Source organism: Gloeocapsopsis sp. IPPAS B-1203 (assembly GCF_002749975.1).
In the GTDB taxonomy this organism is placed as follows: Bacteria; Cyanobacteriota; Cyanobacteriia; order Cyanobacteriales; family Chroococcidiopsidaceae; genus Gloeocapsopsis.
Genome location: NZ_PEIG01000001.1, coordinates 178,721 through 191,583, shown reverse-complemented (window position 1 = coordinate 191,583; position 12,863 = coordinate 178,721). Strand labels below are relative to the sequence as shown.

Below are 12,863 nucleotides of genomic sequence, written 5' to 3'. Positions count from 1 at the left end.
CTCCATTTGTATCAACCTTAAATCAAGGGTATACCCCCTCTTTTGCATGGTCAAAATACAAATTCAATCTTCTCCTGACACAAAATCCCGCGAAGATTTCTTCTACGAGCAACCTGGTAGTTTACCAGGAACTTTGAGTATTGAAGAAGATGCGCCTGCTCCTGTTATTGTACTGATTGACTATGATGAAGTCCATGCTACTCGTAAACAAATTACTACGCCAGAAGAATGTGTTCCTTATCTAGATAGTGATTCGGTTTCATGGGTTGATGTCCAAGGTTTAGGAAATGAAGATATTTTGCAAAGGTTGGGCAATGTATTTAAGCTGCATCCCTTGCTATTGGAAGATGTCGTGAACGTTCCGCAACGTCCGAAAGTAGAAGATCATGAAAGCCAGTTGGTTGTGATTGCGCGGATGGTTGTTCCTAAAGAACACAAAATTGGCTTTTACAGCGAACAAGTAGGCTTTGTGTTAGGAAAAAATTATCTCCTGACAGTTCAGGAAGAACCAGAACATGATTGCTTTGAACCTGTAAGACAGCGCATTCGTCAGAATAAAGGAACACTTCGCAAACAGCAAGCAGATTATTTACTTTATACGCTTTTAGATTCAATTATTGATGGTTTTTTCCCTGTATTAGAAGATTATGGTGAAGAAATTGAAGATTTAGAAGCAGAAGTTGTTAGTAACCCAACACGTAAAACCTTAGAAAAAATTTATCGAGTAAGAAGAGATTTATTAACGTTGCGGCGAGCAATTTGGCCACAAAGAGACGCAATTAATTCTTTAATTCGAGATGGCAGCACGCAGATCAGCGAAAGCGTCAGAATTTATCTACGTGACTGTTACGACCATGCAGTACAAGTTTTGGATATGGTAGAAACCTATCGCGAATTAGCTGCAGGTTTAATGGATGTTTATTTATCTGCTGTCAGCAATCGGATGAATGAAATTATGAAGTTGCTGACAGTTATTTCATCTATATTTATCCCGTTAACATTTATTGCTGGAGTATATGGGATGAATTTTAATACCGAGCGATCGCCTTGGAACATGCCAGAACTCAACTGGTATTGGGGATATCCACTGTGTTTAGTAACAATGGGAGCGATCGCTGCTTTACTAGTGACCTTTTTCTGGCGGCGTGGTTGGTTTGAGAACTATTCTACAGTTGTTGACGATCCTGAAGGGTTCGATGGTAACAAAATTAATCTTCTCCAAAGGCGATCGCGTAGATAACAACTCCATCAAAGATTACACTGGATTTAGGGAAAGAGTAGGCGCAGCGGTTGCGGAACAGCTTTAACTGCTGTTCTGAGGAAAGTCCGGACTCCCGAAAGACCAAACTTGCTGGGTAACGCCCAGTGCGGGCGACCGTGAGGATAGTGCCACAGAAACATACCGCCGATAGACGAGGAGCGAGGAGCGAGGAGTGAGGAGCGAGGTACAAATTAAACCCTAACCCCTAACCCCTAACTCCTAACCCCTCTTAAAGGTAAGGGTGCAAAGGTGCGGTAAGAGCGCACCAGCAGCGTCGAGAGGCGCTGGCTCGGTAAACCCCAGTTGGGAGCAAGGTCGGAGGAACTATGGTTGGTCTTTTACCAGTTCCGTTATTGGAGAACCGCTAGAGGCGTCTGGTAACAGACGTCCCAGATAGATAACCGCACTTTGCTAGCAACATTGTTGTTAGGAAGCAACAGAACCCGGCTTATGTCTTGCTCTTTCCCCTCCCGAGCTTATATCATCTCTGGTTAAATAACCAGGCTATGATTGAGTGAAGAGTGGCTAGCTGCTAAATACTCATTACTTTAATTGTGAGTAATTAACTGGATTTAATATTAAGTGGCAGATAAGTGTTTCTTAAGGATGCGAAGAAAGGAAGATGGGAAAATATAAGTAATCAGTAGAGAATTGATTGATAGCTTCTTGTTTTTTGCCTGATTTACTCCCTCAACGCTGCAGCCTACTTCCTCCAATGAGCTTAAGTTATCCACGTCGTCAAAAACAATTACAAAATCTTGTCCAAAAACTAGGGCTATCAGCACAAGCGCCATTAAAATGGCGTCTTTTAGATTTAGCATTAACTCATCCTAGTGTTTCCGCGCAGGCAAACTACGAACAGTTAGAATTTATTGGAGATGCAGTGGTGCGACTTGTTGCTGCTGAAGTTCTGTGGGAAACGTATCCTGAGTGTCCTGTAGGAGAGTTTGCAGCAGTTCGTTCAGTTTTAGTGAGCGATCGCATTTTAGCCACTTTAGCTGATGCATATGACTTAGGATTGTACTTGTTAGTTGCGGGTAGTGCGACAGGAGACAAAGCAGGAGAAGAATCGCGTTTAGCCGATGCTTTTGAAGCAGTTTTAGGAGCTTTATATCTCAGCACTCATAATTTAGAGTTGGTACGCCCTTGGCTAGATCTTCATTTCAAACAGCTAGCAGCTCAAATTCGTTCTGATCCAGCTCGACTCAACTACAAAGCTGCTTTGCAAGAATGGACGCAAGCCCACTATAAAGTTTTACCAGAGTATCGCGTACAAGAAATTAACCATCGCGGTAATATTCAAGATCGGTTTACTGCTCAAGTGTGGCTGCAAGGGCGAGAACTAGGTCAAGGTACAGGGAGATCAATTAAAGCAGCAGAACAAGCTGCTGCGCAAGCTGCTTTTTTAGCACTTAGTAGCCAAGAAACCGAAATGGTTAAGAGCTAGCAGGATGCGAGTGTTCAAATATTCGCGATTCTTCAACAACATGATGTGAGTGAAACGGTGATAAATCCATCACAGGCATAGTAATGGCAACCATTGTTCCTTTACCAGTGCCAGCACTATACAAGATAATACTTCCCCCCATTAACTCAATTAAATTGCGCGAAATGGCAAGTCCTAAACCAGTTCCGCCGAACTTGCGTGTTGTTGTCCCATCCACCATCACGAAGGGGCGAAAAAGTTTATGCTGTAGTGTCGGATCGATACCTACTCCAGTGTCTTCTACAGTGATTGTTACGCGTGATTGACTACTAGATGATACTTCCGCAACTGACTCTAGTCGAGTGCTGATTGTAATACTGCCTTGCTCTGTGAACTTAATTGCATTCCCAATAACATTGAGTAATACTTGCTTAAGCTTTGCTGGATCTGCTTGCACAGGAATTGGTTCCATTCCTTGAGGTACAACAAGCTGTAAGCCTTTTTGTTGAATATGAACTGTTTGTAAATTAATGACTTCTTTGAGGAGTTGCCGTAAATCAGTTGGTTCCAAAATAACGGAAAGTTTACCCGCTTCAATTTTGGCAACGTCAAGGACATCATTAATGATACTCAGTAAGTGTATTGCGGCTTCATCAGCTCTGAGCAAAAACTCCATTTCTTCTTCACGGTCATCGCAGCAACCATCGCGAACAAGGCGAATACAACCGATAATGGCATTCAGCGGAGTTCTTAGTTCGTGAGATGTCGTAGCTAAAAACTCACTTTTGAGCTGATTAGCTGCTTGAGCTTCTTCCCACGCTGTTTCGATTTCTTCTGCAGATGCAGTCAATCGCTCTACCATTCGTTCTAGAGCTTCTGCAAGTTGTTGAAATTCCCGAATTTTGAAATTGTGGGGTACTCGTTCTACAACATGATGACTTTGGAGATTTAAGGCATAGTCGCGTAATCTTTCTAATGGTCGCGCTAAATCGCGAGCTAAATAGCGTGTTGCAAGTAAGCTCGCACCAAGTAACCCGACTGTCAGAACAATCAGAATAATTTTAATTTCGCGTAGACCGTATAGCGCATTGTCTAGAGGAGTGATAGCTAAGATTGTCCATGACTGGTTTGGTTCGTTGGCAATTGGGCTAGAAATTGCACTGTAGCCAGCCAAAAATTTTGTACCATTATTTGTGAAAGAGACATTTTGCATATCCTGACGTCCAGCGATCGCATTTGCCACAATTCTTTGCAGTCGTTGAGCATCAGGTTCTTGCTGAATATTTCGTCCCACACACTCTGCGAGCGGATGTGCCAAAATTGTGCCATTCTGAGCAATGACAACGGTATAACCTGTTAATGAACCACGCCCCGTCCGTTCTTGTTCTAAAGTTGCTTGAATGCTCAAGGTGTAGCGAGGTTGACCTATGGGAGTGTACACAGGAGTAGATAAGCGTAGATGCAGATGACCGCGTGTATTATTACTATCTAATGGTAGTTTCTGAGATTCAGTAGGCACTGAAGGTAAAAATGCACTGACACTAACCTGGTTAGTACTCGTAGGCAATTGCACGTGTGTTTCCGGTAGCGAAGCATCCGTATTAGCCCAAGCATTTCCACAGGTACTTGCAACTTGTTTTTGAGTTTTTGACTCTACCAGGCGCACACACTGAACGTAATCTGGAAGTTGCCCTGCCAATTGATTGAGATACTGCTGCCCTTGCGTTGCTGTTCCTGCTTGTAGAATCTGTGTTTGGCTAGCAATCATTGAGATAGCTTTTAGAGCGGCGATCGCATCTTCAATACTCTCACTCTTTCTGATTGCGCTTTCAGTAAGATTGTGGCGTGCAGTTTCCAATAAAATAGAACGTGCTTTTCGATAAGCGACAGCCTCGCCAATTAAGAGAACTGGTACACTCAATAATAAAATTCTCGACAATAAAATGCGGCGAAACGAAGATTGACCTGGCTTAGCCATAATGATTCTCACTGGGAAGGAAAACCCAACAGCGCAATAGCAATAATTGCCTACTTACAGACCGCTAAACAAAACATGTTTTTATTAATAGTAAAAACATCGTTCTGTGGAGAAAAGCATTTTTACCTCACACCAGATGTTTTATCTCATATATTGGCTAAAGTACAATGCTTTACATTATGACGTCTAATCCTAAGTCAGCTTTTGCTATACCATCAGGTTACAGAGTATTTTTATTAATTGATGTATAAATAATAACCTGTATCTCCGCAATCAGTATGGAATTTTATCATCCTGACTGTTACAACTAACGTATTAGCAAAATAGCAGCACAAGCAAGCGATCGCACTTGCGCAACCAGTTCTTAAGTAAGTAGAAGTCATGGCGCATAGCAATCAAAAAAGACCTCAAACTACAGTAGTTTTAGCAATGAGTGCAGATGGCAAAATCGCGGATGTCAAGCGATCGCCTGCTCGTTTTTCCTCCTCGGTCGATCAAACACATTTAGAAAAACAACTAGCTGCGGCGGATGCTGTACTATTTGGTGCCGGAACTCTACGGACGTATGGCACTACAATGAGTATTTCTAACCCCCAGCTCTTGCAACAACGCTTACAGCACAATTTACCACCACAGCCATTGCAAATTGTAGCTTCCTTATCAGCTGAAATTGATCCTCAAATACGTTTTTTTCGCCAAGAAGTCAGTCGCTGGTTACTCACCACAACTCCTGGTGCTCGACGCTGGCACGAAGGTGTAGAATTTGCGCGGATCTTGGTTTGTGAAGCACCGGCAGCGAATGGAATTGATTGGATTAGTGCCTTAGAACAATTTGCCAGTTTAGGCATATCACGTTTAGCAGTAATTGGTGGTGGTGAATTAGTCGCTTCTCTAATTGCAGATGATTTGATCGATGAATTTTGGCTCACTGTCTGTCCGCTCATTCTAGGTGGCGCTGATGCTCCTACCCCCGTAGAAGGAACAGGATTTGTTTCAGAGCAACTGGCTCCTCGCCTAGAACTACTCTCAGCTGAGGTCATCAACCAAGAAGTCTTTTTACACTATCGGCGGCAGCGTTTAGAAGATTAGATTACCCTATTTAGGAGGGGTCAGCGATCAGAGATCGGGAATCAGAAAAAGAAATTGTAACTCAACTCACGACCAATCCTGACCTCTAACCCCTGACCTCCGACCTCTGACCTCCGACCTCTTATTTAACAATGGTGAAACAACTCCAGCCTCGTTATTCTGTCGCTTGGATTAATCATATTGCTGAAGTCCCTCAGACTGAATGGGATGCCTTAGCAATGCCCCTCACAACACCATTTTTTGAATGGGATTGGCTGCACAATCTTGAAAGTTCGGGTAGTGCGATCGCTCAAGCAGGTTGGTTGCCCAATCATTTGACAGTGTGGCGCGATTGCACGTTGATTGCTGCTGCACCGTTGTATCTTAAAGGACACAGCTACGGTGAATTTGTCTTCGATCACCAATGGGCAGATTTAGCACAACGAATCGGCGTGCGATATTATCCCAAACTCTTGGGAATGTCACCGTTTACGCCAGCGACAGGCTATCGCTTTTTAATTGCTCCAGGAGAAGATGAAGACGAACTCACCGAGTTAATGGTTGATGCGATTGATGCTTTTTGTGCCAAAAACCACATCTCTGGTTGTCATTTTCTTTACGTCGATCCCCAGTGGCAAAGTGTACTAGAACGTCATGGGTTCACGACTTGGATAAATCACAGTTATGTCTGGCAAAATTTAGGTTTTCAAACTTTTGATGATTATTTAGCTGTATTCAATGCAAATCAACGGCGGAATATCAAACGCGAACGCAAAGCCGTTGCAACAAATGGCTTACGCCTGCAACCACTGATAGGGGATGAAATTCCCAAATCGATGTTTCCGTTGATGTACAACTTTTATGCTGATACCTGCGACAAATTTGGCTGGTGGGGTAGCAAATACTTAACAAAAAAGTTTTTTGAGCAATTACACTCAAATTATCGGCATCGAGTGGTGTTTTTTGCAGCATATAGCGATCGCGATCCCCGTCAACCGTTAGGAATGTCGTTTTGTTTAACCAAAGGCGATCGCTTGTATGGACGTTATTGGGGAAGTTTCCAAGAAATTGATTGCTTGCACTTTGATGCTTGCTACTATGCGCCAATTGAGTGGGCGATCTCTAACAATATCCAAATTTTTGACCCTGGTGCGGGAGGACGTCACAAAAAACGTCGCGGCTTTCCTGCTAGTCCAAATTACAGTTTGCACCGCTTTTATAATCGTCGTCTAGAGCAAATTTTGTGTTCGTATATCCGCGAAGCAAATGAGTACGAAAAACTAGAAATTGAGGCAATTAATGCGGAGTTACCTTACAACCAAAAGCGGGAAGGAAGCATATAAGTATAGCTACAAAACATAAACCAAACATAAGGAACAGGCGCTTTATTTTTTATAGTTACTCTTGTGCTAAGTAGTCCATTCGTTCCACTTCATTAGGCATCAAGTCCTCAAAGCGTAAATTTGTACGTTGACCTGCTTTTAAATCTTCCACCTTAACTATATTTGGCACATAAGCATCCTGCTCGCAGATGAAGTTGATTGTAAATGTGTAAGCATTCCGAATATCCTTGGCTTCAAGGAAACGTAACTGAGACTGAAATTCCAGTGAGACTTCTTCTTCAAAAAACAGTTTTTCTACACAAACACCATTACGGTAAAGATGGTATTCAAGCGTGCCACAAGTATCGCTACGAGTGTAATAAATAGCAGAAGTATTTAGTATTTCAGAAATACTGCGAGCATCTTCTTCAGTTAAATAAACTCGCTCCGAGCGCACATAAGGCTTATAAACTATGCTCCACGGATGTCCCCGCAACTGAAAAACAAAGGTGCTTTCATTGTGGATGTCTATTTCACGCTCATAGGCATCGCGCATCCAGACATTCATCTGCCTTAAAGTGCTTAAGGCTTGTGCAACTGGTTCAACAGGTGCTTGAACTAAAATAAATAGACTATTTCGATCAATTGTTTCCAGCCCTCTATGTTGCGCTAGAGGGGTCTCTTCTGCTCTGAGAAAATATATTGGCATTATTTGAGATCCCATTATACTAGAACCTTCTGGAGCACCATACTTTATTGGTTCTGCCTCCAGAAGTCAAAATTCACCATTCACCGTCTTCAATGCCTTGGCGAATCATTTCTGCATGTTCCCGCATCGCTGCTGCCCCGCCTGACTCTCCTCTAGATTCAAGGATCGCCGCAGCTTTTTGTGCATCCTCAATTCCCTTTTGGGGTTGTCCTTCTAAAGCCAGAAGATTACTTCGGTAAAAATAAGCCTGCGCATAGTTAGGATCAAGCTCGATTGCTTTAGTGTACTCAGCAATTGCCTCTTGAGATTGACCTTTTTTATCCAACTCACGCCCGCGCTGGAAAAATTCTTCGGCTTTAGCCATAGTTCCTAATTCTTGTTCTTGACTACTTGGACTACACAAACCATTTATAATCGTGACCTGTCCCGATGGCTCAACTGTAATGCAATCCGAATTTTCCTGAGCTTTCGCTACAGAATAAAAAATTATGGGGCAGACGATAGCCACAGAACATAAGCCGAATATAAAGTAAAGGCACTTTTTTGTTTTTGATTTCATTTGATATTGTTCCTTATGTTAATGTTTGCAGTTAGTGTTGCGCTAGGTAATCGATGCGTTCTAGCTCACATCAGGCATTAAGTTATTCGAGATACTTTTATAGCCTGCCAATGCTTCCAGGACCACCGTAACTGGTGGGTACTCTTCCATCCCAAAAATAAACACTACGATTTAACAATCTAAAGCCACCCATCTGAAGATCGCCCGATTGTGGTGTAACTTCGCACGCTATGGAATGCCAAACTCCAATATCTCTACGGTTAGCTTCAGCAATTGTTTTTTTACTAATTTTATGTATATCAGATGTGGTGAGGAAAAAAATTGCTGGGTTTTCACCTTCAGCACGTGCAGGACTACTATCAAGAACATCCAAAAAACCAAGAATTTGATAGTTCTCATAACTCGGAGGCAACAAAGTACCTTTGACTGCCTTTGACTCGTAAAAGACGCTATCTGCGTAGGTTTGAGGGTTAAGAAAAGGAATTATATGAACTACGAGCGGTACTACTCCATCTGGTTCTACATTACGTATACCAGCTTTGGCTTGCCTTAGTGGTGAAGGAAAAAGTCTGTTATTCTGAGGTACTGGATTACCTGCTCTGATCGTATTTAGTGCAAATTCCTCAAATTCTACTCCCACACGAGATAGGGTTATGCCTTGGTTAGTAGCAATTTGGTCGAGTCTACTTTTAGTCAATGGTGTCTGGCTGCGATCAGCACAGGTCTGAGCTTGAGCAGTAAAAGAAGTCATAGTAACTGTAGCTGCTACCCCAATGGATAGCGCTACGTTTCGTAGTTGATTCATAATCGGAAACTTAACTAAGAAAGCCTTGATAGCTGCAAAATTTTGTTTATAAATATTATGAGTTTAATTTTTTACTATTGCCGCAGTATTTTTACGGTAAAAAAAGCTGAAAATCTAAGCTCCAAGTAAGAGCCTTAGCAAACTAGAACACCAATCTATCCTCAGTATTCGACATCTACAATCCTGGTGCGGGCAGACGTCACAAAAAACGTCGCGGCTTTTCTGCCACCCCAAATTACAGTTTGCACCGCTTTTATAAATCTCCTTTTCATCCGCGAAGCGAATCAATGGGAAGAGATTGCGGCAATCAATGCAGAATTGCCTTACAGTCAAAAAGTTTGAGTATAAACTGGAAAAAGTTTAGCTGATAAACTTCTGCAAGACGGCAATATCGAACGAGAATACGGCAGGCGTCGAACTGAAATTTGCTACAGTAAACGGTATCCAGCAATGCTGAGGATGTGATGATGGTGAAAAACTTACCCCACCTTCAATCGAGTTCTACACAGAACTTACCACCGCTGGAAAGTGGCGATCGCCTCACTCAGTACGAATTTGAGCGGCGCTATCATGCCATGCCACACTTGAAAAAAGCTGAACTGATTGAAGGAGTCGTTTACTTGCCATCGCCGCTACGATTTGAACCTCATGCTGAACCGCATGGAAATTTAATCACTTGGCTTGGAGTTTATAAAGCAATGACACCAGGTGTACGGATGGGGGATAATCCAACGTTGCGGCTTGATTGGGATAATGAACCCCAACCTGATGCTGTACTTTTGATTGACGCAGCCGCAGGAGGGCGATCGCGCTTAAGCGAGGATGGCTATATCGAAGGCGCACCCGAACTCATCGCCGAAGTTGCTGCTAGTAGTGCAGCTTATGATTTATATGATAAGAAAACCGTCTATCGTCGCAATGGTGTTCAAGAATATATTGTTTGGCAGGTGCTAGACCAAAAATTAGATTGGTTCGTGTTACAGGATGAAGAGTATATCCTACAGGAACCAGATGATGGCATCATTCAAAGTAAGGTATTTCCAGGGCTATGGTTAGCAGTTTTATCACTACTCGAAGGAGACATGGCAACGTTGCTGACAGTAGTGCACAAGGGATTGCAGTCACCCGAACATGCAGCGTTTGTCGAGCAATTGCAACACAAGCACAAGCAATAAGTTCACTGCTAATATTAGGAGCATATACTCGCAGCGATCGCCCACTTCCTGATGAGTATTAAAGTCGCGAGACAGAAATCCAGTTAAGTGTTCTCAAGGCGATCGCACGCGATCTGGAAGTGACACCCAATCAAGTTGTCCTAGCGTCGATGATGCAAGGTACACCGGCAATTATTCCAATTATTGCAGCAAGCATACTGCAACAACTGCAAGAAAACCTTGATGCACAGCAAGTGGTGTTAAGTTCTGAACAAATCGAACGATTAACATTCGCAACTGAGTAATGCTACTTTAATTCAACAGAAAAAGATAGAAGAATTACACTGGTTATAGGGTAAAAATTGGTAAAGTAGTTAACACACGATGAACCAAACGATTGAATCTTTAGCAGCAATCGATAACAAACTTTCACAGCGTCATATTGACCTTGACCCATCAGGATACTTCATTATCTATTTGGATCGCGAAGCTCGATCTATTTGTGCTAAACATTTTACAAATATCATTGACGATCGCGGTTTAGCAGCTGATCCTGAAACAGGTAAAGTTATTCCAGCACGTGGTAAGGTTGAACGAACTCACACTACAGTTTACTCTGGTAAAACTGCCAAAGAACTTTGCGTCAAAATTTTTGAGCAAACTCAGCCCTGTCCAGTGACTCTATTAGACCATGCGGCTTATCTTGGTCGCGAGTTTGTCCGAGCTGAGAATGCTTTAATATCTGGGCAAGAATATATTCAGGACTAACTATCTGACATATAAGTAGTAAGTTGCCATAGGAATAACTGTTGCAGCAAGTAATAAACCAATAACCCAAATCGTCGCGTTGTTCGTGTCAGTTTCGTCTTTTGCTTTAAACGTACCTTCGACACTTACTGTTTGAGCAATTTGTGGCGGTCCTGGATCTTCTTTTCCTGACAAAATGGCAACTAAGCGATCGCTGGCGTCTAAGAAGGCTTGATTGTATTTTTCACCTTCGCGGAGCGGTGCTGGCACAGTTTCTGTCACCACACTTTGAGCCGTATCATCAGATAACAATGTCTTGACTTTGTCCCCAGTGCGGATTGCAGTGTTATTTGTCAGCGTGTCGATTGCCAGTAGAGTTTGATTGGCTTGTGCTTCTGGTGTCGGAAACCATTTGGCGAACAACTTTTGTGTAAAGCTATCAATGGTTTCACCGTAGTCGAGGCGACGAACTGTGACTAATCTAACTTCATTACCTGTCTCTTGCGCTAGATCTGCCAAAGCGTCACCAATTTTGCCTTCGTTAATTCGGCTGATGACTTCAGCTTGATCGATCACCCAGTTGCGATCGCCTGCGGTTACTTGTGGCATTTGATACACGCCAGTCGCATTGACAGGTGCTATCCCTAGTGTTAATGAGAGTAACAGCACCATGAGTAACACAACCAAACGTGATAAGTACTTTATTGAACTAAAAAATTGATTGAGGAGTTTCATCGGAACAAACCCGATAGACGACGAATAAAAAAGCAATTAGCTGTTAGCCTTTAGCTTGTGAGAAAACCGACATACACTAAATTTAAACGCAGTAAGTTATCCATTTACGAGTTCACATGTTTTGTTTAAGCTATTCACCAACTACCAATTGCTTTCATCTCAAAATACTACCGCAACAGAAGGCGTTAGGGGACGCGCTTCGCAGACCTTCGGTTCAGAGGTCAGAAGTCAGAGGTTAAAAACTCACTAACTGCTCCATGAATTTAATTTCTGAGATTTCTAACAAATTAGTAAAAAACTCAGTCAAAAATTATTGAAAAACTGCAAATGTAACAAGTCAACAAAACGTTAATATTAAATTTTCAACCTTTAAAAAACAATAACCTCTCTTGTATAGCCCTACCAAATGACTTTAGTCCTCACAAATGATGACGGGATTGATGCCCCTGGAATTCGAGCGTTACTTAAAGCAGTGAATGGTCAAGGAGTTTTAGTTGCTCCCAAAGCGCATCTTTCTGGTTGTGGTCATCAAGTTACGACAACTCAACCAATTCATATCGAGCAAAGATCTCAAACCGAATATGCGATCGCCGGAATCCAGCAGACTGCGTACGTGTTGCCGTATCACATTTATTTTGCGATGTCAAGGCTGTCTTGTCAGGAATTAATGCTGGAGGAAATATGGGGGCAGACACTTACATCTCTGGAACAGTCGCTGCAGTTAGGGAAGCAGCGTTTCATCAAGTTCCAGGTATTGCGATTTCTCATTATCGTAAAGGTAAAAAAAATGTTGAATGGGATGTTGCAGCCCGTTGGACAGCTCATGTTTTAGCAGATTTGCTACAGCGCCCTTGGGTATCAGGAACTTTTTGGAATGTGAATTTGCCTCACTTAGAGCCAGGAGCACCCGATCCAGAGGTCGTATTTTGTGAACCATGCAAGCAACCACTACCATTAAAATATCGTGTTGAGGGAGAAAATTTATTTTATGTAGGAGAATATGCTATGCGCGATCGCACTCCTGGAAGCGACGTTGATGTTTGTTTCTCAGGACGCATCGCTGTGACTCAGATTAAACTTTAATTCCCAGCTTTATTAT

13 protein-coding genes, 1 other RNA gene and 1 pseudogene are annotated in these 12,863 nt (G+C 42.5%); 10 read left to right on the top strand and 5 right to left on the bottom strand.

Features of this window, described 5'->3' with window-relative positions; all coding sequences use genetic code 11:
• Nucleotides 1-46 precede the first annotated feature (46 nt).
• From corA to rnc, 3 genes are all read left to right on the top strand, one after another.
• The gene (gene corA / locus CSQ79_RS00940; RefSeq protein ID WP_099699334.1) at nucleotides 47-1,240 is read left to right on the top strand and encodes a magnesium/cobalt transporter CorA; all 1,194 of its coding nucleotides are present in this window, start codon (nucleotides 47-49) and stop codon (nucleotides 1,238-1,240) included.
• A gap of 33 nt (nucleotides 1,241-1,273) precedes the next feature.
• An RNA gene (gene rnpB, locus CSQ79_RS00935) (RNase P RNA component class A) lies at nucleotides 1,274-1,728 on the top strand.
• A gap of 248 nt (nucleotides 1,729-1,976) precedes the next feature.
• Nucleotides 1,977-2,708: a ribonuclease III gene (rnc, locus tag CSQ79_RS00930; protein WP_099699333.1), complete on the top strand. Its 732-nt coding sequence runs from the start codon at nucleotides 1,977-1,979 to the stop codon at nucleotides 2,706-2,708.
• Here rnc and CSQ79_RS00925 read toward each other — a convergent pair.
• On the bottom strand, nucleotides 2,698-4,665 hold the full coding sequence (locus CSQ79_RS00925; RefSeq protein WP_099699332.1) for a HAMP domain-containing sensor histidine kinase: 1,968 nt from the start codon (nucleotides 4,663-4,665) through the stop codon (nucleotides 2,698-2,700). The two genes, rnc and CSQ79_RS00925, sit on opposite strands and share 11 nt — an antisense overlap.
• A gap of 381 nt (nucleotides 4,666-5,046) precedes the next feature.
• Here CSQ79_RS00925 and CSQ79_RS00920 point away from each other — a divergent pair, with 381 nt between their 5' ends.
• Together CSQ79_RS00920 and CSQ79_RS00915 are read left to right on the top strand one after the other, a co-directional pair.
• The gene (locus CSQ79_RS00920) at nucleotides 5,047-5,754 is read left to right on the top strand and encodes a RibD family protein (RefSeq protein ID WP_099699331.1); all 708 of its coding nucleotides are present in this window, start codon (nucleotides 5,047-5,049) and stop codon (nucleotides 5,752-5,754) included.
• A gap of 131 nt (nucleotides 5,755-5,885) precedes the next feature.
• Entirely contained in the window at nucleotides 5,886-7,076 is a 1,191-nt protein-coding gene (locus tag CSQ79_RS00915; protein ID WP_099699330.1) for a GNAT family N-acetyltransferase, read from the top strand.
• Between the two features lie 55 nt (nucleotides 7,077-7,131).
• Here the strand turns inward: CSQ79_RS00915 and CSQ79_RS00910 are convergent, their stop codons facing one another.
• The 3 genes from CSQ79_RS00910 to CSQ79_RS00900 all read right to left on the bottom strand — a co-directional run bounded on the left by CSQ79_RS00910 (nucleotide 7,132) and on the right by CSQ79_RS00900 (nucleotide 9,128).
• Nucleotides 7,132-7,779, bottom strand: a complete 648-nt coding sequence (locus CSQ79_RS00910) for a hypothetical protein (RefSeq protein ID WP_143755402.1) — start codon at nucleotides 7,777-7,779, stop codon at nucleotides 7,132-7,134.
• Between the two features lie 58 nt (nucleotides 7,780-7,837).
• Entirely contained in the window at nucleotides 7,838-8,128 is a 291-nt protein-coding gene (locus tag CSQ79_RS27250; protein ID WP_289500168.1) for a tetratricopeptide repeat protein, read from the bottom strand.
• Nucleotides 8,129-8,420: 292 nt separating this feature from the next.
• Nucleotides 8,421-9,128 (bottom strand): hypothetical protein, encoded by a 708-nt coding sequence (locus CSQ79_RS00900; protein ID WP_099699327.1) that lies wholly within the window; start codon nucleotides 9,126-9,128, stop codon nucleotides 8,421-8,423.
• A 186-nt stretch (nucleotides 9,129-9,314) separates the two neighbouring features.
• Between CSQ79_RS00900 and CSQ79_RS00895 the strand changes: the two genes are divergently transcribed.
• The 4 genes from CSQ79_RS00895 to CSQ79_RS00880 all read left to right on the top strand — a co-directional run bounded on the left by CSQ79_RS00895 (nucleotide 9,315) and on the right by CSQ79_RS00880 (nucleotide 11,050).
• A complete protein-coding gene (locus tag CSQ79_RS00895) occupies nucleotides 9,315-9,470 on the top strand; it encodes a hypothetical protein (RefSeq protein WP_354000884.1) in 156 nt (51 codons plus the stop codon).
• 122 nt (nucleotides 9,471-9,592) lie between these two features.
• The gene (locus tag CSQ79_RS00890; RefSeq protein WP_099699326.1) at nucleotides 9,593-10,303 is read left to right on the top strand and encodes a Uma2 family endonuclease; all 711 of its coding nucleotides are present in this window, start codon (nucleotides 9,593-9,595) and stop codon (nucleotides 10,301-10,303) included.
• 77 nt (nucleotides 10,304-10,380) lie between these two features.
• A complete protein-coding gene (locus CSQ79_RS00885; protein WP_099699325.1) occupies nucleotides 10,381-10,587 on the top strand; it encodes an aldo/keto reductase in 207 nt (68 codons plus the stop codon).
• Between the two features lie 79 nt (nucleotides 10,588-10,666).
• Nucleotides 10,667-11,050 (top strand): DUF4346 domain-containing protein, encoded by a 384-nt coding sequence (locus CSQ79_RS00880; protein WP_099699324.1) that lies wholly within the window; start codon nucleotides 10,667-10,669, stop codon nucleotides 11,048-11,050.
• On the opposite strand, the gene psb32 is transcribed toward CSQ79_RS00880, so the two are convergent.
• Nucleotides 11,051-11,701 carry a photosystem II repair protein Psb32 gene (psb32, locus tag CSQ79_RS00875; protein WP_354000883.1) on the bottom strand — a complete coding sequence of 217 codons (651 nt, stop codon included), beginning with the start codon at nucleotides 11,699-11,701 and terminating at the stop codon, nucleotides 11,051-11,053.
• Nucleotides 11,702-12,170: 469 nt separating this feature from the next.
• On the opposite strand from psb32, the pseudogene surE reads away from it, so the two are divergent.
• Nucleotides 12,171-12,847 (top strand): annotated as a pseudogene (gene surE, locus CSQ79_RS00870) (5'/3'-nucleotidase SurE).
• Nucleotides 12,848-12,863: the final 16 nt, after the last annotated feature.